Source organism: Bradyrhizobium commune, from assembly GCF_015624505.1.
Taxonomy (GTDB): Bacteria; Pseudomonadota; Alphaproteobacteria; order Rhizobiales; family Xanthobacteraceae; genus Bradyrhizobium; species Bradyrhizobium commune.
This window is the reverse complement of record NZ_CP061379.1, coordinates 3,201,242-3,226,684: the sequence shown is the minus strand read 5'-3', so window position 1 is coordinate 3,226,684 and position 25,443 is coordinate 3,201,242. Positions and strand designations below refer to the sequence as shown.

At 63.4% G+C, this 25,443-nt stretch carries 8 protein-coding genes; 5 read left to right on the top strand and 3 right to left on the bottom strand.

Annotated elements, in window-relative coordinates; translation table 11 throughout:
- Positions 1-14 precede the first annotated feature (14 nt).
- The 3 genes from IC761_RS15180 to IC761_RS15170 all read left to right on the top strand — a co-directional run bounded on the left by IC761_RS15180 (position 15) and on the right by IC761_RS15170 (position 2,599).
- A complete protein-coding gene (locus IC761_RS15180) occupies positions 15-512 on the top strand; it encodes a tetratricopeptide repeat protein (RefSeq protein ID WP_195804007.1) in 498 nt (165 codons plus the stop codon).
- Positions 513-688: 176 nt separating this feature from the next.
- Positions 689-1,450 (top strand): Hint domain-containing protein, encoded by a 762-nt coding sequence (locus tag IC761_RS15175; protein WP_195804006.1) that lies wholly within the window; start codon positions 689-691, stop codon positions 1,448-1,450.
- 501 nt (positions 1,451-1,951) lie between these two features.
- Entirely contained in the window at positions 1,952-2,599 is a 648-nt protein-coding gene (locus tag IC761_RS15170) for a thioesterase II family protein (RefSeq protein WP_246791520.1), read from the top strand.
- An 84-nt stretch (positions 2,600-2,683) separates the two neighbouring features.
- Here IC761_RS15170 and IC761_RS15165 read toward each other — a convergent pair whose 3' ends face one another.
- On the bottom strand, positions 2,684-4,306 hold the full coding sequence (locus IC761_RS15165) for a benzoate-CoA ligase family protein (RefSeq protein WP_195804004.1): 1,623 nt from the start codon (positions 4,304-4,306) through the stop codon (positions 2,684-2,686).
- A 170-nt stretch (positions 4,307-4,476) separates the two neighbouring features.
- Positions 4,477-5,955, bottom strand: a complete 1,479-nt coding sequence (locus IC761_RS15160) for an ABC1 kinase family protein (protein ID WP_195804003.1) — start codon at positions 5,953-5,955, stop codon at positions 4,477-4,479.
- Positions 5,956-6,404: 449 nt separating this feature from the next.
- Between IC761_RS15160 and IC761_RS15155 the strand changes: the two genes are divergently transcribed.
- Together IC761_RS15155 and IC761_RS15150 are read left to right on the top strand one after the other, a co-directional pair.
- Positions 6,405-8,099 carry an ABC1 kinase family protein gene (locus tag IC761_RS15155; protein WP_195804002.1) on the top strand — a complete coding sequence of 565 codons (1,695 nt, stop codon included), beginning with the start codon at positions 6,405-6,407 and terminating at the stop codon, positions 8,097-8,099.
- A 252-nt stretch (positions 8,100-8,351) separates the two neighbouring features.
- Positions 8,352-8,771 carry a hypothetical protein gene (locus tag IC761_RS15150; protein ID WP_195804001.1) on the top strand — a complete coding sequence of 140 codons (420 nt, stop codon included), beginning with the start codon at positions 8,352-8,354 and terminating at the stop codon, positions 8,769-8,771.
- Positions 8,772-9,164: 393 nt separating this feature from the next.
- Here the strand turns inward: IC761_RS15150 and IC761_RS15145 are convergent, their stop codons facing one another.
- A complete protein-coding gene (locus IC761_RS15145; protein WP_195804000.1) occupies positions 9,165-25,442 on the bottom strand; it encodes a type I polyketide synthase in 16,278 nt (5,425 codons plus the stop codon).
- Position 25,443: the final 1 nt, after the last annotated feature.

The following is a 25,443-nucleotide window of genomic DNA, read 5'->3' as shown; positions in this document are numbered from 1 at the left end:
TGCAAGTGAATCACATGATCAGGTCGAGCAGGCCCTTCCTCGCCGCCATCGTGCTGGCGCTCGCAGCGACCGGCGTTGCACACGCGGATACGCTCGGCGCAGGCAGCGCCGCATTCAGCCGCGGCGACTACAATAATGCCGCGCGCCTTTTGCTTCCGCTCGCCGAGCGCGGCAATGCGCAGGCCCAAGGGATGGTCGGCTTCATGTATGCGACCGGCCAGGGGCTTCCGCAGGCCTATGACGCCGCGGGTTACTGGTACAGGCAAGCGGCCGAACAGGGCGATACCACCGCGCAGTATCTGCTCGGCCTCGCCTACGACAAGGGCCAGGGCGTTCCGCAGGACGACGTTGCCGCCTACAAATGGCTCAACCTGGCGGCATCGCATGCGCCCAAACGCCGGCGTGACAATTTTGCCAAGTTGCGCAACGCGGTCGCCTCGAAAATGAGCGACGGACAAATTGCGGCCGGACAACGGCATGCGCTGCGATGGCCCCAGAATTCCCTGTTCTAAGCAGAAGCGCGCGAGATCGTGTCGCAGCCGGCGTTGCGTCCGCAGGGGTTTACCTAGCGCATGCGCGAATATAACATTCGACTAACATAACCTGCAATGATAACGCTACGGCGCATCATTTCCGATTTCGTCTGGAACAGACGGCCCGGGTAGCGGAATTTTGGAGACGCGCCGAAATGGCTCAGTCAGATCAAGCGAAGGCCCCATCCAAAGCGCTGACGCGGCGTACGATTTTCGCCGCGGCGGCGGCTATCGCAGGGTACGGGGCGAGGCCCGCCCGCGCCTATTACCACGGTCAAAACTGCTTCCTGAAAGGCACTGGGATCGCGACCCTGACAGGCTCTCGCAAGATCGAAGACCTCTGCGTCGGCGATATCGTCCCGACCGCGTTCGGGGGCGCACGGCCGATCGAATGGATTGGGCGATTTCGGCGGACCAGGCGTGATGCGGGCAGGCCATGGGACAAGCACGCGCGCCCAGTCCGCATCGCGCGCGGCGCGCTGGCGACCAATGTCCCGTCAGCCGACCTATTCGTGACCGGAGGTCACGCGTTGCTGATCGATGGGCTGCTGATCCCGGCCGAAAGCCTGATCAACGATACCACGATCTCGCTCTACCCGGCTCACGAGCATGACGAACTGGAATTTTTCCATATCAAGCTCGAGAGCCACGACGTGATCTACGCCGAGGGCGCGCCCTGCGAGTCCCTGCTCCGTGTCGACGAAACGCTGAGGAGCTCGCCCGATCACCACGGCGAAGCGCAGGACCAGCACTGCGCGCCGATCGTCGACAACGGCCTGCGTTCCGAATGGTCCTCCGGCGTCAGGAAACTGTTTTTGCCGTCGCAACGCACGCGACAACTCGACCTCATCCGAAGCCGATTGAACGCCCGCGCAGCCGCTCTTGCCGAGCGGAAGCCGCTGGAAGTGGCAGCATAGCGTCGCGCGCCCTGATCGTATCGCCGGCCGGCGGCAGGCAGTCGGTTGCGCTGCGCTTGCCTGCGTGCGCCTTCTTTGGCGCTCTCTTATACAGAGCAAGTCGATGTGTTCTGTTGATTCCCTTTAGAGACGAACTGGCTCTTGAGCCGCTCGATTTCATTCATTGCTTCCACGAGTTGGGCCTCGCGCATTGCGAGCAGCCTCCGAAGCGTTCGAATTTCCTCGTCCCTTGAAGAAGGATCCATATGCGTCTCTCCGAGGCGATAAATTTGTCCTACGACTATTCAGCGGCGGCCTTACGGCGCTAGGCTTGGAATTGCTCTCGCCACGTTGCGGTTGACCAATGTGCGTCTGAGGCGTCTTAATTGTGCGCGCCGTATCTCCTCTCGCAATATTGCTCCAATGCTTAGTCCCTGGATAGAGTTTCGCCCGGAACGCCGCGATCCACAGGCGCGGGTCTTATGTGTCCCCTATGCCGGTGGGAGCGCACAAGTTTACCACATGCTTGCGCGCAGCATGCCCGAAAACATCGAGGTCGGCGCAGTCCAGCTGCCGGGACGCTGGAACCGCAGGCGGGAGCCCCTATTGACCAGGGTTAGTGACGCATCCCGGAGCCTGGCTGACGAGATCACACATCTGTCACGGATGCCCTACGTCTTGTTCGGTTATAGTCTTGGCGGGCTCATTGCTTTCGAAACGGCGCGTATTCTGGCGCAAGATGCAAGGCAGCAGCAACCGCAAGCCCTGATAGTGGCTGCGATCGAAGCACCTACGGAGAAGCTGAGTCTCCCGCATCTGCACACGCTTCCCGATGCCGAATTCATCAAGAAGCAAATGGCCCGGTATCCCGGCGGGATCTCTCCGGCTGTCGTTGCTGAACCCGACCTTCTGGAGATGCTATTGCCGATCCTCAAGGCAGACATGAAAATGTACGAAACGTACCAGTACTTGCCCGGAACGCCGCTTGCGTGCCCCATCTACGCAATTGCTGGAGAGCAAGACCATCTGTGTCCGCCATCTTCGATGGCTGGCTGGGAAAAGGAAACGAGAGGGTCCTTCTTTAGTGAAGCAGTCGCAGGAAATCACTTCTTCATCAACAATACTGTCGATCGCATGCGCGCGACGATCTTGAGAGCTCTCGATCAGTAAGCGCGCGGCGGCCGAGCTCTGAGCAGATGTGGTGCAACTCCGTCGACTATTACAAAGCAGCTACCGAACTCTGGTCCTGCTGTTCTATTCCGTCGCAGCCTCATCCGCACGATCAGCGCCTTCCGCGCGCAATTTAAAGCGCTGAATCTTACCCGTCGCAGTCTTCGGCAATTCTGTGCGGAATTCGATCCAGCGGGGATATTTGAAAGCAGCGAGCTGCTTGCGGCAATGGTCGCGCAGCGCAAGCGCCATGGCTTCGTTCGGCTTGCCGGAAGGCTTGAGAATGACAAACGCCTTGGGCCTGATCAGGCCATCCTCGTCGGGCCATGCTGCGACCGCCGCTTCGAGCACGTCGGGATGGGTCAGCAGCGCCCCCTCGACCTCAAATGGCGAGACGTAGATACCGCCGACCTTCATCATATCGTCCCGGCGCCCGCAATACGAATAGTAGCCGTCCTTGTCCTCAATGTATTTGTCTCCCGAACGAAGCCATTCGCCCAGAAAGGTCGAACGGGACCGCTCGCGGTCATTCCAATACATGATTGCGGCGGTCGGTGCTCGAACCTGCAATTCGCCCATTTCTCCCGGCGCGACAACGGCCCCCGCCTCGTCAACCAGACGGACTTCGAAGCCTGGTACGGGTTTGCCGCTGGTGCCGTAGCGAATTGCTCCTGGGCGGTTGCACAGGAATGTGCTGATCACTTCCGTAGACCCGAGACCATCAAGGATGTCCATGCCAAAGCGTTCGCTCCAGGACCGCCCGATATTGACCGGAAGCGCCTCGCCGGCGGACCAGCAACGCCGGAGCTTCAGCGCTTCGCGCTGCACCGGATCCGCCGCAAGAAACGCCGTATAGAAAGTCGGCACCGCAAAGAACACGGTAACGCCGTGCCTTCGCATGAGCTCCGCGACCGAGTTGGGCGTCGGACGTTCTGACGCCAGCACCGTCGTCGCACCAACCGAAAGAGGATGAATCATCGAATTGCCGAGGCCATAGGCAAAGAACAGTTTCGACGCCGAATAGACGACGTCCTCCTCGGTGAGGCAGAGTACGTGAGCACCGTAGCAAGAGGCGGTGAGCCCCAGGGTGGCATGGACGTGCACCGCAGCTTTCGGCGTTCCGGTCGAACCCGAGGTGTAAAGCCAGAAGCATATCTCGTCCTTGACGGTCGGCGCGGTATGTTCGGTTGTAGCGGCCGCCTGCAGCGCGTCCTCGAAAAGCGTGCGCCCGAAGCCATGGGTGCCCGACACGAGGACATGCTCGAGGTCCGGACTCGCGTCGATCAGATTCGCAAAGCGAGGGTATAGCTCCTCCGAAACGATCAGGAGGCGAGCGCGGCTATCCTCCAATATGACTCGATATTCTACCTCACTCAGCAACGTATTAACGGGCACCACGACCACGCCCGCCTTGACCGCACCAAGAAAACACGTGGGCGAGTCGATTGTGTCGGTCAGGCAAATCAGGATACGTTGCTCACGCTGAATGCCGAGATTGCGCAGCAAATTTCCGAACCGAGCCACCCGCTCCGCGAGCTGACCATAGCTCCAGGCCCCACGCTGGTCGATGTAGGCGGTCTTGCCCCCGCGTCCCGCCACCAGATTTCGAGCCAGGACATCGTCGGCGAAATTGTAAAGACGCGGGATCGCAGCAATTGCATTGCGGCCGACGTCCAGATCGAGCGTGTCCGGAATTTGAGTATTCATGCTCTTCACCATGGGCCTCGCGCAGACAACACGATATATCGAATGCTCAAGCAGGCAAGATCGCGGTTGCACAAACCGTGCGGTCGGAGTGCTCGACCACCGAGCGGAACCTACTTGCTCCTAAAATTCTGTGACCGCCAACACAGAGCGGACGAAAGCTTAGCTTCCAATCAAGTTTTGACTTTCCGAATATCTCGGATTTGGCGCTGCATCAGAAGCAAGGAAACGATTGCAGCTCCCATGAAGCCGAAAACGATCCAACGATTGCTCACGCCCACGATGTCATTCAGGAGCGACATGTCACCCTTCGCGGCCAAATAGGCTGCCACACAAAAGGCGACGGACCAGATTCCGTAGAGCACGGCCCTCGTCTGGATGCTCTTCAAAGCGGGATTAAAGAACTGGAACGATGCTGTGAGGCTGTTAGCATCACTCAACAAACGGTCCGCGCTATGCCTGGTCGCCAGCACGATTTCCGGCCAGCGATGAAGCCCTTCCCTCACATCGGAAATAAAACCCCGCGTGAAGAACTCAGGCAAATCGGAAATCCAATCGTAGTCGGGTGCCAATTCAGAAACGACCGCATCGACGGTCATGATGGTCTTGTAATAGATGCTCAGCTCTTGCGGCATGAGAATTTTGTGGCGTCGCGCAATCGTCATGGTGCCCACCAGCAGCTCCGTGGTAAGCTTCCGCACGTCCGCCCCCGCAATATCCAGCGCAAGCCGATACATCTGATACGCGATGAAAAAATCTTCCCGCGCTTGACGCAGGTCGGTATCCTCCGACGGAACGAGCAACTTGAAGTTTGCGGCGACAGCTTGCTCGATGTTCCTTCGGTACAGATGAATAAAGACCTCGGAGAGTGCCGACCGGAATTCCTTGGACAGCCGGCCGGTCGCGCCGAAATCGACAAATCCGATCCTGTTTCCGCTGAGCACGAAGACATTGGCTGGATGAGGATCTGCGTGAAAGATGCCATCGCGGAAGATTTGGTTGTAAACCGACCAAAAGTAATTTCGCGCGATCTTTTTGAGATCGTCGCGTTGCAAATTCAGAGCACGCAAAGCTCCAGTATCTTGCGCTCGCGCTGCATTGCCAACCTCCAACAGCGAGATGCCTGTCAGCAGCCTGGTGGCCAAGACGCGCCGTGAGCAAAACTCAAAACGAACGTCCGCACAGACCTGAATTGGATCGTGCTCGGATCGCACATGTATCCGAAAGGTGTTTCTTGCTTCAGTTGTGAAATCCAGTTCCTCGCGGCTCCACTTCTCGAACTCTTCCGAGAAAGAGCGAAGCGCGGATCCTCCTAAAGAATCCATCAGGCCGACCAGCCACGATATCATGTGGAAAATACGAAAATCCGCTTCGAATTGTTCCTCGACGCGGGGCCTTTGCACTTTGACCGCGAGTTTCTCGCCATCGCGTGCGGTCGCGATATGAACCTGAGCGATGGAAGCGGTTGCGCGCGGCACAGGATCAAAGGACGCGAATATCTGCTCGGGAAACGAACCAAGTTCATGCAGGATCACTTGGCGGATCGCATCATATGGAACAGTCGGAGTCTGGTTGAGAAGCTTCAACAGTTCGGCGCAATATTCGCTCGGCAACAAATCGAACCGTAGCGCAAGCGCCTGTCCGATCTTCATCCATGCGCCGCCCAAGTACTCCAAAAAAAGGCGCAAGCGTACTTCCGGTGGAACCACTACCTTTCCTGGCCAAAGCTTGGGACGGACGTAAAAACGCGAAACAGCCGAGATAATTTGGCAAAGCCGACGCGCACCCAAAAACACGTGGCCAATTCTATCGATCAATTGCTAATCACTCACAACGGTCAAGTCGCGACCGACAATGTGGGCCAAAGCTGATATTTAGCACGACGCGGCCGGATTTGTACAGCGTTGGGCTCCGCTCCGACTGGCCATCGGAGGAATTGAGTGTTGATCGGTCGTACGACGCAACTCAGCCGAGAACGTCTCGCGCGAGCCGACCACAATCGGCTTGCACGCACCTGGAGCGGAACCTAGGATCGCGGCAGCGATGGCCCGCCTCCACGTTTTATCACAGTGGCTTGTACGGTTAGCACGCGGAAGAGCAGATGCCTGATTTGTTCAAGTCGATAGCGCGCCTGTTCCAACTGACGCTTTTGCTGGCGCGGTATCAATTGCCAGCGGCATGGCCCTTCCGGTCGAGCCCACAAAAGTCGGCGCGCGCCCTGCGCCTCGTGTTTGAAAAATTGGGTTTCACCTTCGTCAAGCTCGGTCAGGCTCTGGCTCTTCGCTTTGACCTGTTACCCGCGGACTACTGCCTGGAACTCCTGCAAATCACCAACGAGGTGGTGGCAGAAGACTATTCAGCAATTCATCAAATCATCATCGAAGACCTTGGTCGTTCCCCCGACGAGATTTTTGCGGCGCTTGAACGCGAGCCCTTTGCGGTCACGTCAAGCGGGCAGATCCATCGGGCGACGTCCTTGGGCGGCGTGCGGCTCGCAGTGAAGATCCAAAATCCGGCCACACGAAAGAAATACCTGACGGATATTCGCCTGATGCACTGGCTTGCCGCTCCGTTGGATTGGGCAAAAGTCTTTGGAGCCAACTCGGTTGCCACCTATGTGAAGGAATTTGAGCGCGCTCTATTTTCGGAGCTCGATCTCGCGGACACGGCGCGCAATGCGACAGTCATGTCGGAGTTGTCCAAGGGCGATGAAGCCGAGTTCAATTTCACAGTCAGAAAAGAATATACCGCCAAACGCATTCTGACTTGGGAATTCGTCGACGGGATCCCCGTGCAGCGAATCTTGAACGCGATCCAACACGACGACAGGGAATACCTTCAGAGTCTCAAAGACCAGGACTACGATCTGCGCCTAATCGCTCGACGCATTTACTGGTGCACACTCAACCAGATTTATCGAGACGGGCTTTTCCATTCCGATCTAAGTCCCGCCGGCATCCTGATCCTGCCCGACAACCGGATAGCTTATGTCGACTTTGCCGTCGTCGGACGGTTCACCGAGGAACACCAGGATTCATTTCGGTTTTTCATGCAGTACGTGCTTCGAGAACAGTTTGACGACGCAACCGATGAGCTGTTGCGATGGATCGAAGCCGCACCGAGCACAGACATTGCCAGATTTCGGCGGGATATGTCCGTCGTGCTTGAGGACTATCTGTATGGTTTTCGCAGCCCCGTCGGAAGCGTGACTTGGCTGGCCGCCAGACATATCGTGGTTCGGATGATGTCTGTCATACGACAGCACGGCTTATCCATTCCGGCGACGGTTTCGCTGTACTTGCGGACTTTGCTGACACGGGATGCAATCGTCTTCGAGCTCGCGCCCACATGCGATCCGCTGGCGGACGAAGCGCAATTCATGATGCGCGCCGCGCGCATCGACGTTGGCGAGATATTCACGCAACGACAGGCAATTGGAAGCGTTACCGAGACGTGGGGACAAGCCAAGGAGATCGTAGCTAATGTAAATAAGCTGCTGACATCCGGCCGCTCGATCGAAGTATCGCTGCGAATGTTGCAAGCTCGCCTCTTGCAGTATGGCATTTGGACGGCCCTCATCGGCACGATTGCATCTCTTGGATTCCGTGAGGATGCATTCGCGAGCCTGAATGCTGCACTCGGAGTCGGGCAATATTTCATTCCCGGAACGCTACTTTTCTGCGCGTTTATTTTTATGCTGTTGGCCCTCCGTCAGGGACGCAAGCTTGCCGCCATCGAGCAATCGAACGTGATCGGACGAGAGGTAAGCCAGCGCAGCCTCGGGCGAGTACGCTAGGTGCCAGCCCAAGGCTCGCGATCGTTCCTGGGCTTCGGAAAAAGTGCCGCAGCGATGGAGCAGCCCGCGCCAGAGAATTAGGTTCAAGCGCTGCATCACGGATCAGATCACACAGGGAATGCGCTCAAAAGCCGCAAAATAACCACAAGCAACGCGCGAAACCGACTTTCGATCCGTGTCCGCTCGACGTGGGGCGGATGGACAAGTTCTTAGGACATGCTATCCTTTGTTGATCCATATTGGAGATTGTTCATGAGCAAGGCTTCGACGGATTCCCGGCGTTCTGAAAGCGCCTCCGAAACTTTTAGCGAACACGAACCGTGGGCTGTGCCTGAGGCTGACATCGCAGCTTGGGCCGAGCGCGAGAAGAAGCGTCGGCAAGCATGGCTTGAAGGCCCGAATGAAGAAGAAAAGCAGGCTTGGGCCGATGCCGAGCGGCAACGCCGCAAGCGCCAATACCGCGAAGATTTGTTAGACATTGATCTTTTTGACATTGATTTTGAAGAGGGTCGGCGCATGGCCGACCGGATGATGACCGGCTTCACGAACCGCATGGTTGAAACGCCTCTTCGCAAGCTGGGCGACCTGCTCCGCGAGGGGCGAGGTGCCGAGTCTCGGCAAAGAGACCCGTTGCGCCGGCGTCGCCGGGTACACCCTGACGACAACGATTGAGACAATTGCCAATTGTGGTGCAGTGGTCTCTGGGGCGGTTTGAGTTTGGAGTGTCGCGGAGATATGCAGCATGAACATTGTGTGCGAGCACCTTAGCTCGCACACAAATTCGGTTATTTGACGTAGGGATTTGACGAGCAATCCGCTTGGTATCGGAGCGGACATTTGCTTACCGCGCGGCCGGCAAGCCGGAATTGTTCCTGCCGCGATCATCAGTTTTTGTCGTTCAGAGTGATGTCGATCACCTTCGTGGCATCTCGGTATCCTCTGCTGAGCAATTCGAACAGCAATCGGCGCTTGGCGCGGCCCATTGATTTGCTCTCGCCGTCCTAAATCAACTCAATGCCTGATCGGCTGTAGCAGCGATGACCCGCGACTTCGCCGCGCCCCTGATCATGATCCCTTCTCGAACAGCGCATCGATGTGACCCGGTGCTTCCGGATGGGCATACATGGAGCTGTGGGTGCCCTGCACCATGGTGATGGAGGTCAGCTCAAGCCCAAACCGGCTCCAGCCCAAATCCGGTAGCGAATGTTCTTCAAGGCTACGAAGCGCAGGGTCGTGCTCCTTTGCGTGGAGCATGTAAATTGGCGCTGATACTGCTGGCAGGACGTAGCCGATCTGGCCCTTGACGTTGTCGGATATCATCTCGCGCAGGGCCTGGGTTGATGGTGCACCGGTAAGTTCGGCTAGCTTTTCGGAATCGTCCTCGGCAAGGCCGTACGTTCTCATCAGGTGGGCCCATCCCATTCCATCGATGGCATTCATCATCGAGACTGGTACGGAGTGGAGGTCAGGCGGCGCCTGCGTGTCGAGCAAGGCGATTCCAGTCACATGATGGCCCCGACGTTCCAATTCGGAAGCCAGTGCAATGGCGACAACTCCGCCAAAGGAGCCTCCGACGAAAAACACGGATCGATCGCCGATCCAGGACTCCACGTGTGGCGCATAGTTTGAAGCCAGATCTTCGACAGGCCCATGCAGCAGCCCCTGCGCCGCGAGTGGGTATGGATTGAGACCCGCGATAGGATAGTCGCCAGCCAGGTTTTTTATGACCTGCGGCGTGTTCTCGCGGGTCGAGCCATGGCCAAGGCCCGGGATGTAAACCAGTACCCGATCTCCAAATCCGGGGCGTATGGGAACGACACAAGAAGAACTTCCCTTCTCCAGCAAGGCAGTCATCTCCGCAAGCCCTGAAAGCCGCCGCTCCAGGTCGAGCTGGCGCAGAAATTCGGGATCTGCGCTATCAAGCAATGCACTGAGTGATGCCAGCCCTTCGAGTTTTGATCGGACCTTGCTTTTCCCGTCCGCACCTTGTCTCAGCGACGCGCGCTCGTTCAATGAGAGCTTCTCCAACAGCAGCGGTGCGATCGCCCGCGCCGTCGGATAATCGAACGCCAGCGTGGTCGGCAGCTTGGTCCCAATCTGCCCCGACAGACGGTTGCGGAGAGCAACCGCCATCAGCGAGTCCATTCCAAGTTCGTTGAGCGGTTGGTCCGCAGACACTGACGAGGCCCCGGGCAGTGCCAGCACCGCTGCGATCTCCTCCTGCGCCAGCTCCATCAGCACAGCCAGCCGCTCCGCATCGCTTGCAAGCGCAGCCAGCCGCGACCGCAGACTGTTGGTGTCACCGCTTCCGGCCGAGGCACGCCGCAAGCCAGTGCGTACCAGGCCACGATACAGCGCCGGCACCTCCTCGCCGAACTGGCGCTGCATCGCGGCGACATCCAGATGGATCGGGATTACCGCCGCATCCGGCAGCGCCTGCGCCGCATCGAGAAGCTTGAGCCCAAGCTCCAGCGACAGCGCCTGCACGCCTTGCCGCCGCATCCGCATCAGCTCGGCCCGGCCCAGATGCGCCGTCATGCCGACGCCGCGCTGTTCCCACAGGCCCCACAACAGGCTCTGCGCGACAAGACCACGATGCCGACGCTCCGCCGCAAGCGCATCCAGGAATACGTTCGCTGCCGCGTAGTTCGCCTGCCCCGGGCTGCCAAGCCCGCCCGCCGACGAGAACAGCACGAAGGCCGCGAGGTCCTGATCCGCCGTCAGCTCGTGCAGGTGCCAGGCACCATCGAGTTTTGGTCGCAGCACACGCTCCAGTCGCTCCACATTGAGCGACGGTACGATGCCGTCGTCCAGCGTTGCCGCAAGATGGAACACACCCGTCAACGGACGATCCGGTGTGATGCCACGCAACACCGCGCCAACCGCATCACGGTTCGAGACGTCACAACTTTTGATCTCCACCGTCTGCGCACCAAGCGCTTGCAGGTCTGCAATCAGCTCGCTCGCGCCAGTCGTCGCCATCCCGCGACGCGACGTCAGCAACAGATGACGTACACCGCGCTTGGCAACCAAGTGCCGTGCAACCTCACTACCAAGTTCGCCCACGCCGCCCGTGATCAACACCGTTCCGCCAGTAGCAAGATGTCGCGGCTCGATCGCACTTGTGCCTGTGCGCGCCAGCCGCGGCGCCAGCACCGCACCATGCCGCAGCGCCAGCTCGGGCTCAGACGTCGTCGACGTCAGCCTCGCCAGCAACGACGCATCCGCGAGGACCGCATCGACGTCGACGAGCTGCAACCGCCGGTCCGGATGTTCCGCCCGTGCGCTGCGCACCAGGCCCCACAGCGGCGCTCGCGTCAGTCCGCCGGCGCCTTCATCCGGACCCGTCGCCACCGCGCCACGCGTCAGCCACGCGACATCCGTCTCGTTCAGGCGCGCCTCGCCAAGAAGCCCCTGCAGCTCGGCCAACCCGCGTTCCGCCGTCGCATGCGTTGCCGCAAGCACGGGGCCATCAGGTTCAGCCGGATCGGACAAATGGTCGAACACGATCTGAGCCGGGACTGATGCACCCGCGTCGAGCCGCGCAACAACAGCCGCAATACTCTCGACGTGATCAAGCCCGAGAGCCGCCGCAAGCGCGCCGTCGCCGCCCACCATCAGAGGTGCTTCAGAGGCAGCATCGCTCAACGCCACCGCACGCCACTCCAGCCGATACAGATGCTGCGCCTCGCTGCGCGAAGCCTCACGGATCTGTGCCTCGCTCGCTTCCTTCAGCCTGAGACCACCGACATGGGCGACCACCCGCCCGTGCCCATCCGCCAGTTGCAGATGCGCCAGCGCCTCGCCCTCGCCACCGCGCTCGACCGAGGCGCGCACCCGCAGCTCCCGCGCCCCCGTCGCGGCCAGCGACACCTCGGACCATTCGAACGGCAGCAGCAGCGGCGCATCCGCTCCGCCATCGAGATCGCTGCCCGCAACAGGATCAAAGCTCAGCACATGCAGCGCCGCATCCAGCAGCGCCGGATGCAGCCCGTAACTCTCCGCCGAGTCCGACAGCGCATCGGGCAGCACCGCCCGCCCAACCACGGCGTCCCCAACACGCCAGGCCTCAACCAGCCCCTGGAACAGCGGCCCATAGCCGTAGCCGCGGGCCTGCATCCGCGCATAATGACCGCTCAAATCGATCGGCTCGCCGCCGACGGGGGGCCACACCTCGAGCCCGCTTGCCTCGATATTGTCTTGGGCGGCGGCTTCTGCCGCCGCCTCGCCCAGCACGCCCTGCGCATGCAGCGTCCACGATCCGCCCTCGGCCGCATCTTCCGCACGGCTGTAGATGCTCAAGGCCCGGCCGCCGGCGCCCGCCTCGGCACCATCGACCTGGACCTGAAGCCGCACCCCGCCCTCCGCCGGCAGCACCAGCGGCGCCAGCAGCGTCAGCTGCGACACGCTCGTGGCGCCCACCGCACGCGCCGCCGCAAAGCCGAGCTCCAACAGCCCGGTCCCCGGCAGCAGCACCGTCCCGAACACCTTGTGGTCGCCGAGCCAGCCCGCGTCCGACAACGACAGCCGCCCCGTCAGCAGGAAGCCGTCGCTCTCCGCCAGCGGCGTCGCCGCGCCCAGCAGCGGATGCGCGGCTTCCGACAGGCCCATCGTCGCGACATCACCGCCCGCCTTCTCCGCCTCAAGCCAGTAACGCTGCCGCTGGAACGCGTAGGTCGGAAGCGAGGCAACAGGCTGCTTGGCGAGATTGCCAACGGCCTTCCAGTCGACGCCAACGCCGTGAACGTGCAGCGTGCCGAGATTGCGCAAAAGCTCCGACATCCCTCCGCCATCGCGGCGCAGCGATCCCGCCACCACGCCATGCTCGCCGCTTGCCGCAGACAGCGGCATTGCCAGTACCGGATGCGCGCTCGCTTCCACAAACACGCCATGCCCGTGACCGATCAGCTCGGCCAGTGCAAGGTCGAGCCGCACCGTCTGCCGCAGGTTCCGGCACCAATAGGCCCCGTCCAGCGATACTCCTTCACAACGCGATCCCGTCACCGTCGAGATCATCGCCACCTGACCTGACTGTGGCTTAAGGTCCGACAGCAAGCGTTCCAGCTCCGGCAGGATCGGGTCCATCTCCGCGCTGTGCGAGGCGTAGTCCACATTGACCTGCCGGCAGAACACCCCTTCCTGGCCAAGGCAGCCGACCCAGCGCTCGATCGCTTCAGTCGGTCCCGAGACGACCGTCGAGCCCGGCGTGTTGACCACCGCGACCGACAGACCGGACCATTCCGCCGCTTTCAGCCGCTCTTCCACGAGCGAGGCCGCAAGCTCCGTCACCGCCATGGCTCCGCGGCCGCTCAAGCCACGCAACAGCTGGCTGCGCAGCGCCACGACCCGGGCGCCGTCCTCGAGCGAGAGGATGCCAGCCACCACGGCGGCTGCGATCTCGCCCTGGCTGTGGCCCACCACCGCCGAGGGCACCAGCCCGAGACTGCGCCACACGGCGGCAAGGCCAACATTCATCGCAAACAGCGCCGGCTGGATCACGTCCACCCGCTCCAGCAGGGAGGGTTCGAGATCCTCATCCCCACGAAGCACAGAGGTTAGCGACCAGTCCGTGTATTTCGACAGCGCCGTCTCACAGGCCGCAATCGCTTGCGCAAACACCGCCGACTCCGCCAGCAGGGCCCGGCCCATCGTTGGCCACTGGCTGCCCTGTCCAGGGAATACGAACACCACACGGCCGCGGTCGCGCACCTCGCCGAGCGACACCGCCGCATGCGGGCGGCCCTCGGCCAGCGATCGCAACGCCTCTATCGCCTCCGCCGCATCGCGTACTGACACCGCGGCCCGCGCGGCGAACTGCGTCCGGTGCAACGCAGCCGTCGCCACCACGGAGCCCCAGTCCGCATCGGGATGTTGCGACAGCCACGTCCCGTAACGCCCGGCCTGCGCCCGCAGTGCCGCCTCGTCACGGCCGGATACCAGCAGCGGGATCACGGCCTGCGACGATGCTTCCGTGCCGTTGATCTCACTGCTGACAGCAGCAGACGCCCGCGCCGGCGCCTCCTCGATCACGACATGCGCATTGGTCCCGCTGATGCCGAACGAGGACACGCCGGCACGGCGCACATGCGAGGCCTCACGCGGCCACGCCCGCGCCTGCTGCAGCAGCGACAGCCCGCTGCCCTCCCACTCGATCTGACTGCTCGGATGCTCCGCATGCAGCGTCTTCGGCAAGACCTCGTGCCGGAGCGCCAGCACCATCTTCATCACGCCGAGGACGCCGGCCGCCGCCTGGGTGTGCCCGAGGTTCGACTTCGACGAGCCCAGCCACAGCGGGCGATCTTCGCGCCGGGTCGGCCCGAACACCGCGGCCAGGGCGCCCGCCTCGATCGGATCGCCAAGGCTGGTTCCGGTGCCGTGCGCCTCGACCACGTCGATCTCGTCGGGGCTCACCCCGCTCGCCGACAGCGCCGCACGGATCACGCGCTGCTGGCTCGGGCCGTTCGGCGCCGTCAGCCCCTGGCTGCGACCGTCCTGGTTCACCGCAGAGCCCCGGATCAGCGCCAGAATCTCGTCGCCATCCCGCTCCGCATCCGACTGGCGCTTGAGCACCAGCACGCCGCAGCCTTCGCTCCAACCGGCGCCGTCAGCGCCGTCGGAGAAGCTCTTGCTTCGGCCGTCGGGCGCGACAGCACCCGCACCCATGCTGACCAAGGCTATGGGCGTACACATCACGTGCACACCGCCCGCCAGTGCCAGGTCGCACTCGCCCTGCCGCAGCGCCGTGCAGGCGAGATGCAACGCCGACAGAGATGACGAGCAGGCCGTATCGATCGTCATCGCCGGGCCTTCGAGGCCCAGCACGTAGGAGACGCGACCCGCCACAACGCTCGACAGCTTGCCCGTCGTCGTCCACATCGTGGTGTCTTCAAGCGAGCGATGCATGCCGTAGTCGCTGCCCATGGAGCCGAGATACACGCCGGTCCGGCTCTCTCTCAGGCCTTCCGGTTGGATACCAGCTCTCTCCAGCGCTTCCCACACCGCCTCCAGGATCAGGCGCTGCTGCGGATCCATCTCCGCAGCCTCGCGCGGCGAGATGCCGAAGAACGTAGCGTCGAAATCCTCCACAGCGTCGACAAAACCGCCTTCCTGCGTCAGCCATCCCGTCACGACTTCCAGGCGTCGCAACAGATCGCGGCTCCAGCGGCCAGGTAGCGGGCCAATGCCATCACCACCTCGCTCCAGCAAGGCCCAGTAGCTCTCAGGGCTCGCCGGACCTCCAGGTGTACGGCAGCTCATCCCAACGATCGCGATCGACTCCGACGCCGCCGTCGATGCGGTGATCGCCCGCCGCTTATCGTGTCGAGCAGCAGTCCGATCGAGCTCCAGCTTCTCGAGCAGCAGGCGCGACATTGCCCGCACCGTCGGATAATCGAAGGCGAGCGTGGTCGGCAGCTTGGTTCCGACCCGCTTCGACAAGCGGGTGCGAATCTCGGCCGCCATCAGCGAGTCCAGTCCGAGATCTTTCAGCGGTGCATCCGCAGGCACAGACGAGGCCCCGGGCAAGGCCAGCACGGCCGCGATCTCCTCCTGCGCCAGCTCCACCAGCGCCTGCTGCCGCTCACCGTCGCTCGCAAGCGCGACCAGCCGAACCCGCAAGGCGTTGGTGTCACCGCTCGACGTCGAGGCACGCCGCAAGCCAGTGCGCACCAGGGCGCGATATAGCGCCGGCACGTCTTCGTTGAACTGGCGCTGCACCACGCCGATATCCAGGTGGATCGGGATCACCGCCGCGTCAGGCAGCGCCTGCGCCGCATCCAGCAGTTTGAGCCCAAGCTCCAGCGGCAGCGCCTGCACGCCCTGGCGGCGCATCCGCATCAGCTCGGCACGGCCCAGATGCGCCGTCATACCAACACCGCGCTGCTCCCACAGGCCCCACAGCAGGCTCTGCCCGGCAAGACCACGATGCCGCCGCTCCGCCGCAAGCCCATCAAGGAATGCGTTCGCTGCGGCGTAATTCGCCTGCCCCGGACTGCCGAGCGCCGCCACCGACGAGAACAGCACGAACGCCGCCAGATCCTGATCCGCCGTCAGCTCATGCAGGTGCCAGGCGCCATCGAGTTTTGGTCGCAGCACACGTTCCAGACGCTCTATGGTGAGCGCCGGCACGATCCCGTCGTCCAGCAATGCGGCAAGATGGAACACACCCGTCAACGGGCGTTCCGGCGCAATGGCCCTCAGGAGCGTGCCGACCGGGGCACGATCGGAGACGTCGCAACTGGCAACCTCAACCGTCTGCGCGCCCAGCGCCTTCAGCTCCGCTACCAGCTCGCTCGCGCCCGGCGTCGCCATGCCACGGCGCGACGTCAGCAACAGATGACGCACATTGTGGCGAGCAACTAGGTGCCGCGCGACCTCACTGCCGAGTTCGCCCACACCGCCCGTGATCAACACCGTCCCGCCAGCAGCAAGACGCCGCGGCTCTGCCTCGCCTGCTCCGGCGCGCACCAGCCGTGGCGCCACCACAGAGCCATGCCGCAGCGCAAGCTCGGGCTCTGTCGTCGACGAAATCAGCTTTGACAGCAGCGAAGCATCCGCAAGCGGCACATCCACGTCAACAAGCTGTAGCCGCCGATCGGGATGTTCCGCCCGCGCGCTCCGCACCAGTCCCCACAACGGCGCACCCGACAATCCACACGCGCCGTCATCAGGACCTGTCGCCACTGCGCCCTTCGTCAGCCAAATCACCGACGTCTCGCCCAGACGCGCTTCGCCAAGAATTCCCTGCAACTCGGCAAGACCGCGTGCAGCCGTCGCATGCGTCGCCGCAAGCACGCACCCACCCGCCTCGGAGAGATGGTCGAACACGATCTGCGACGGTATCGCTCCGCCCTCGTCGAGGCGCGTAACAACGGCCGCAACGCTGTCGGCGTGATCGAGACCCAGATGCCTCGCCAGCGCGCCGTCGCCTCCGACGATCAGCGGCAAGGCAAGCGCCTGAGCTCCGCTCTCGCTCAAAGCGACCGAGCGCCACTCCAGACGGTACAGATGTTGCGTCTCGGTGCGCGCGGCGTCACGGATCTGCGCATCGCTCGCTTCCCTCAACCGCAGCCCGCCAAGGCGCACAACCGCGCGCCCATTGCCATCGGTCACATGCAGCACCGCCAGGGCTTCGCCCTCGCCACTTCGCTGCACCGATGCACGGATACGCAATTCCTGCGCACCGGTCGCAACCAGAGACACGTCCGACCACTCGAACGGCAGCAGCACCGGCCCGTCGCCGAGACCCTCGACCTGCGCAAGGGTCAACACATGCAGCGCGCTGTCCAGCAGCGCCGGATGCAGGCCATAACTCTCCGCCGACGGTCCCAGCGCTTCCGCAAGCACCGCGCGGCCGTAGACAACATCGCCGACACGCCAGGCCTCGCTCAGCCCCTGGAACAGTGGTCCATAGCCGTAGCCGCGCGCAGCCAGCCGCGCATAATGACTGGTCAGGTCGATCGGCTCGCCGGCAACGGGTGGCCATACTTCGAGGCCGCTTGCCTCGATATTGTCTTGGGCTTCTGCCGCAGCCTCGCCCAGCACGCCCTGCGCATGCAGCGTCCACGACGAGCCCTCGGAGGCCGCTTCCGCACGGCTGTAGATGCTGAGCCCGCGACCTTCGGCCGCACCCGCCTCGCCACCATCGACCTGGACCTGAAGCCGCACCCCGCCCTCCGCCGGCAGCACCAGCGGCGCCAGCAGCGTCAGCTGCGACACGCTCGTGGCGCCCACCGCACGCGCCGCCGCAAAGCCGAGCTCCAACAGCCCGGTCCCCGGCAGCAGCACCGTCCCGAACACCTTGTGGTCGCCCAGCCAGCCCGCGTCCGACAGCGACAGCCGCCCCGTCAGCAGGAAGCCGTCGCTCTCCGCCAGCGGCGTCGCAGCTCCCAGCAGCGGATGCGCGGCATCCGACAGGCCCATCGTCGCGACATCACCGCCCGCCTTCTCCGCCTCCAGCCAGTAACGCTGACGCTGGAACGCGTAGGTCGGAAGCGAGGCAACAGGCTGCTTGGCGAGATTGCCAACGGCCTTCCAGTCGACGCCAACGCCGTGAACGTGAAGCGTGCCGAGTGCCGCCAACAGCGCCTCGCTGCCATCGCGCCCGCGGCGTTGTGCGGCAATCACCTGCATCGGTGAGCCTTCCGACAAGCATCCCGCTGCTAGTCCGGTCAGGATGCCGTCCGGACCAAGCTCAAGGCTCGCCCGCACGCCGTCGGCTTCCAGCACATGCACGCCGTCGAGGAACCGCACCGGACTGCGCACCTGACGCACCCAGTACGCCGCGCTGCACAGCTCCTCCTTGGTCGCCAGACGGCCCGTCACGTTGCTCACGACCGGCAGCCGCGGCGTGCCGAAGGAGACTGACGCCAGCACTTGGCCGAACGCCTCCAGCATCGGCTCCATTCGCCTGGAATGGAACGCGTGGCTCACCTGCAGACGAGAGGTCCTGCGGCCCTTGCTTTTGAACGCTTCCGCCAGCGCCAGCACGGCGGCTTCATCGCCGGAGATCACGGTCGAACGCGGCCCGTTCAGGCCGGCAATCTCGACGCCTTCAGAAAGCAGCGGCAGCACCTCCGCTTCACCGGCCTCGATCGCCACCATGGCGCCGCCGGCGGGTTGCGCCTGCATCAGGCGGCCGCGCGCGGCCACCACACGGCAGGCATCCCTGAGCGACCACACGCCCGCAACATGTGCGGCACTGAGCTCGCCGATGGAGTGACCGAGCAGGATGTCGGGCGCGATACCCCACTGCTCCAGTTGACGGAACAGCGCCACCTCGACCGCAAACAGCGCCGGCTGCGCATAGGCGGTCTGGTCAAGCCTCGAGGCTTCTTCCGTACCCTCTTGCGCAAACATCACATCGCGAAGCGGCAGATCCAGCAGTTCGTCAAAATGGCCGCAGGCCTCCTCGAACGTGGCGCGGAACGCCGGGCACGTCTCCAGCAGCGCCCGGCCCATGCCGATCTGCTGCGCGCCCTGGCCCGTGAACAGGAACGCCAGCTTGCCGGCCTCGCCCCTGGCCTCGCCAACCGACACCGCCGCATGCGGGCGACCCTCGGCCAGCGATCGCAACGCCTCTATCGCCTCCGCCGCATCGCGCACCGAGACCGCCGCCCGCGAAGCGAACTGCGTCCGGTGCAATGCCGCCGTCGCCACCACGGAAGACCAATCCACGTCCGGATGCTGCGACAGCCATTCGCCATACCGGCCCGCCTGTGCACGCAGTGCGGCCTCGTCACGGCCCGATACCAGCAGCGGGATCAACGCTTGCAATGGCGATGACGCATCAGCCGCGCTGACAACATTAGCGCGCGCCGGCGCTTCCTCGATCACCACATGCGCATTCGTCCCGCTCAGTCCAAACGCGCTGACGCCCGCGCGCCGCGGCCGCGCCACATCGCGAGGCCAGGCAGTCAATTGATCCACCACCTCGACATTCAGTCGTTCCCAATCCAGGTGCGGATTGAGCGGTCGACAATGCAGCGTAGGCGGCAATGCTTCCGACTCGAAGCTGGCCAGCATCTTGATCACACCGACCAAGCCCGCCGCCGCTTCCAAATGTCCAACGTTCGTTTTCACAGCTCCGAGCTTCAATCGTCCGAGATCTTCGGGTCGCGCCTGGCCATACACCGCGTGCAACGCCTGGACTTCGATCGGATCCCCCAGCGACGTTCCCGTTCCGTGGCATTCGACGACATCGATGTCGGCGGCGCCCAAACGCGCGTCGGCTAATGCGGCTCGCAGCGTCTTCCGTTGCGCAATTCCGTTTGGCACGGTGAGGCCCGAACTAGCACCGTCGTGGTTGACCGCCGTTCCGCGCACCACGCCGACTATGCGCTTCCCCTGTGCCTGCGCATCCTCCAGCCGCATCACCGCCAAGACAGCGGCACCCTCGCCACGGCCGTATCCGTCGGCAGCCTCGGAAAACGTCTTGCTTCGACCATCGGACGCCAACGCGCGCGTCTGCGACAACACCACAAACGCTTCCGGACTCGACGCCACCTGCACGCCGCCCACGATCGCCAAGTCGCACCGTCCTGATCGCAGATGCTCCGAGGCGAGGTGCAGCGCGACCAACGACGACGAACATGCCGTGTCCACGGCCATGACCGGACCTTGCACGCCCAAATGGTAGGCAAGTCGCCCAGCAGAGAATGCCGCCCCACCGCCCGTCGCGGCATAGGCGTCTGCCTCCGCTAGATTGAAACCTCGGGTCTGATATTCATTCGGTCCAATGCCGATGAACAATCCGGTCGTCGACTCCGCCAGGGATTTAGGTACGATCCCGGCATCCTCGAGCGTCGACCATGTGACTTCAAGCAACAGCCGGTGCTGCGGGTCGATCTGCGTTGCTTCCCGCGGCGATATCCCGAAGAAAGCCGCGTCAAATCCCGCCACATCATGTAGTAACGATGCCTCCTTGACGTACGATGTGCCTCGGTGCTCGGGATCCGGGTCATAGTAGGTTGCACGGTCGAAACGCTCCGCGGGAATCGGCCCCAGCGTATCGACGCCCGTCGACAGCAGCTGCCAAAAACTCTCCAGATCTTCGGCGCCGCCGGGAAAACGCAGCCCCACGCCGATGATCGCAAGCGCGCCTGACGCTTCGCCATGACGCAGGACCGCAGCAGTCTCAATCTTTCTCGAGCTGTCGCCCAGTTCGAGAGCCTCCAGCACCCATTCGCTCACGGCCTTCAAATTGGGATGGTCGAACGCGAGGGTCGCCGGCACCGACAGACCGGTTTGCTTTGCAAGCCTGTTCCGGACTTCCACTGCCATCAGGGAGTCCAGACCCAACTCGGCGAAGCCGATCTCGGATGCCAATGTCCGGGGATCGTTGATCCCCAGCACCATGGCAACGAGATCCCGCACCAGCGACAGCACGCGGCTGCGGCGCTCGCGAGCTGTCAGCTTTTGCAGCTCAATCCTCAAATTATGCGAATGTCCGTGCGCGCTGTCCGGACCGGATGCGACCTGCATATCCGGGAGCTCGCTCAGAAGCGGACTGGTGCGGCCGGTCAACTCCCTCGTGCGGGCCCAGTCGATATCAAAGACCGCCAGCTCCTCCCGATCTTCCTGCAACGCTCGCTCAAGTCCCAATAAACAGAGCTCTGGCTTCATGAAGGACGCGCCGCGACGACGAAGCTGAGACTCCGTGTTCTGAGCGGCAGCCATTCCTGCATCCGCCCATGCACCCCAGTGAAGGATCGTCGCGGGCAATCCGCTGGAACGTCGCAGATGGACCAAACCCGTAAGCCCGGCATTGGCTGCGCCATAGGTGGACTGGCCATAGTTACCCAGGAAGCCAGCGACCGATCCGTACAACACGAACGTTTCGAGCTCGCTTCCCCAACGTTGCACGGACTCATGCAACGCCCAGGCACCGCCAAGTTTGCCGCCCTGTTCGTGCTCGATTGCCTCTCGCGTCAATTCGTTGAGCGGGACGTCCGACACGTCGCCAGCGAGGTGAAAAATGTGACGCAGCGCAGGCCTACCAGCGTCACCGGATGTCAGCTGACGGATGAGAGCGTCGACCGCAGCGCTGTCGCCGACGTCGCAGGCCCTGACCTCAGCGCGACACCCCTTGCCCGTGAGTGCCGCCACCAAATCGGCGGCGCCAGGCGCACGTTCGCCACGTCGCGAGGTCAGGATGAGATGCTGCGCACCTCGTTTCGCAAGGCGATGGGACAGGAACGACCCCAGCGCGCCAGTGCCGCCGGTGATGAGGATTGTGCCCTGTGGGTCCCATTTCGTAGCAGCAGGCTTCGAGGCGGTCCGCGACGGCACGTGGTGCAGCCTTCGCGTCCAGAGATCTTGTCCCCTCAGCGCAAACTCTTCGCCCGTCGTCTCGGCGGACAGGAACGTGGCCGCGATCCGCCGCAGCGTGACGGCGTCAGCAGGTCCAAGATCTGCCAGCCCGCCAAAGGCATTTGGGAGCTCCAAATTCAGTGTTCTGCCAAGCCCCCACAATGCTTGCAGATAGGCTGCTGTCGGCACATCGTCGTCTCTCACCCGGAGAGCGTGAGGCGTGCACAGCCACAGGCGCGTGCTGGAAGCCTCTTTTCGCTGGCTGATAGCTTGTGCGAGCGTGACAGCTTCGCTGGTCGCGTGCAGCCAGGGTTTTTCTTCCGCCACAGAGCGTCCTGGCGGCAACTCTCCTGCCAGATACACGACAGCGCGCGGCAAAGTAGCGTCTGCACTGCCTGCGTCTGCGCGCAGTCGAGCCCCAGCTTCGTTCACTGTGAGACATTCGACGGCTGCGCCTTGCGCGCTGAGGATTTCTTGCAGCCGCTCGCGGTGCGCCACGTCGGGCCGCTCGCCGCTCACAAGCCAGCAGACGCCGTCAGTAGCCGCGGACGAGGCTGGGGCGCTTACTCTCTGCCATTGGTCCTCGTAACACCACGCATCGACCATCGCCTCTGCTTCGGTCTGCTCGTACCAACTGTTCAGGGCCGGCAGGAGCGCTGACAGATGCTCGCGTTGTCCGCCTTCTGGAAGCTGAAGGAGCTGCCCGACGCGCTCCATGCTGCCGCTCTGCACTGCTTCCCAGAAACGGGCATCAACCCCATTTTTCGAGTCAGCCGGGCTCGGCTTCTCCTCCTCGAACCAGTAACGCTGCCGCTGGAATGCGTAGGTCGGAAGCGAGGCAACCGATGTCTTTGCGCTCGATCCAAGCGCCTTCGCCCAGTCGACGCCAACGCCGTGAACGTGAAGCGTGCCGAGTGCCGCCAGCAGCGCCTCGCCGCCATCGCGCCCGCGACGTTGTGCGGCAATCACCTGCATCGGTGAGCCTTCCGACAAGCATCCCGCTGCTAGTCCGGTCAGGATGCCGTCCGGACCAAGCTCGAGACTTGCCCGCACGCCTTCCGCCTCCAGCACATGCACGCCGTCGAGGAACCGCACCGGACTGCGTACCTGACGCACCCAGTACGCCGCGCTGCACAGCTCCTCCTTGGTCGCCAGACGGCCCGTCACGTTGCTCACGACCGGCAGCCGCGGCGTGCCGAAGGTGACCGATGTCAACACCTGCCGGAACGCCTCCAGCATCGGCTCCATTCGCCTGGAATGGAACGCGTGGCTCACCTGCAGACGAGAGGTCCTGCGGCCCTTGCTTTTGAACGCTTCCGCCAGCGCCAGCACGGCGGCTTCATCGCCGGAGATCACGGTCGAGCGCGGCCCGTTCAACCCGGCAATCTCGACGCCTTCAGAAAGCAGCGGCAGCACCTCCGCTTCGCCGGCCTCGATCGCCACCATGGCGCCGCCGGCGGGTTGCGCCTGCATCAGGCGGCCACGTGCGGCCACCACACGGCAGGCATCCCTGAGCGACCACACGCCCGCAACATGTGCGGCACTGAGCTCGCCGATGGAGTGGCCGAGCAGGATGTCGGGCGCGATACCCCACTGCTCCAGCTGGCGGAACAGCGCCACCTCGACCGCAAACAGCGCCGGCTGTGCGTAGGCGGTCTCGTCGAGCTTCGAGGCTTCTTCCGAGCCTTCCTCCGCAAACATCACATCGCGCAGCGGCAGATCCAGCAGTCCGTCAAAATGGCCGCAGGCCTCCTCGAACGTGGCGCGGAACGCCGCGCAGCTCTCCAGCAGCGCCCGGCCCATGCCGATCTGCTGCGCGCCCTGGCCCGTGAACAGGAACGCCAGCTTGCCGGCCTCGCCCCTGGCCTCGCCAACCGACACCGCCGCATGCGGGCGACCCTCGGCCAGCGATCGCAACGCCTCTATCGCCTCCGCCGCATCGCGTACTGACACCGCGGCACGTACGGCGAACTGCGTCCGGTGCAATGCAGCCGTCGCCACCACGGAAGACCAATCCACGTCCGGATGCTGCGACAGCCATTCGCCATACCGGCCCGCCTGCGCCCGCAGCGCGGCCTCGTCACGGCCCGACACCAGCAGCGGGATCAACGGCGATGACGCATCGTCTGTATTTTTTGTATCCGTGCCACGAGCTGTGGCGCGCGCCGGCGCCTCCTCGATCACGACATGCGCATTGGTCCCGCTGATGCCGAACGAGGACACGCCGGCACGACGCACATGCGAAGGCTCGCGCGGCCACGCCCGTGCTTGCTGCAGCAGCGACAGCCCGCTGCCCTCCCACTCGATCTGGCTGCTCGGATGCTCCGCATGCAGCGTCTTCGGCAAGACCTCGTGCCGGAGCGCCAGCACCATCTTCATCACGCCGAGGACGCCGGCCGCCGCCTGGGTGTGGCCGAGGTTCGACTTCGACGAGCCCAGCCACAGCGGGCGATCTTCGCGCCGCGTCGGCCCGAACACCGCAGCCAGGGCGCCGGCCTCGATCGGATCGCCAAGGCTGGTTCCGGTGCCGTGCGCCTCGACCACGTCGATCTCGTCGGGGCTCACCCCACTTGCCGCCAAGGCCGCACGGATCACGCGCTGCTGGCTCGGGCCGTTGGGTGCCGTCAGCCCCTGGCTGCGACCGTCCTGGTTCACCGCAGAGCCCCGGATCAGCGCCAGAATCTCGTCGCCATCCCGCTCCGCATCCGACTGCCGCTTCAGCACCAGCACACCGCAGCCCTCGCTCCAGCCGGCGCCATCCGCCTCCGCCGAGAACGCCTTGCAGCGACCGTCCGGCGCCATCCCGTTGTCCGGCCCCAGTGCGACCAGCGTCATGGGCGTCGACATCACCGTCACGCCGCCCGTCAGCGCGAGGTCGCACTCGCCTCGCCGCAGCGCCGTGCATGCCAGGTGCAGCGCCGTCAGCGACGACGAGCAGGCCGTATCCACCGTCATCGCCGGACCCTCGAGGCCCAGCACATAGGAGACACGGCCCGCCAGCACGCTCGACAGCGTGCCCGTCGACGTCCACATCGTCGCCGCCTCGAGCGAGCGCGTGCCGTAGTCGCCAGCCATCGAGCCCAGATAGACGCCGGTCCGACTCTCTCGCAGTCTCTCCGGTTGAATGCCCGCCTGCTCCAGCGCTTCCCACACCGCCTCCAGGATCAGGCGCTGCTGCGGATCCATCTCCACCGCCTCGCGCGGCGAGATGCCGAAGAACCCGGCGTCAAAATCCGCAACCGCGTCGATAAAGCCGCCTTCCTGTGTCAGCCCGCCCGTGACCGCTTCCAGGCGCCGCATCAGATCACGGCTCCAGCGGCCCGGCAGCGGGCCCACGCCGTCGCCACCGCGCTCCAGCAGGGCCCAATAGCTCTCCGGGCTCGCCAGTCCTCCAGGCGCGCGGCAGCTCATCCCGACAATCGCGATGGGCTGAGAGGAGGCATTCTCCGCCGCTTCCAGAGACCATTTCAGATCCCGAATCTTGTGAAGACTCTGGCGAAGAGCGTTCTTTAGATCCTGAACTTCTTGATTCATT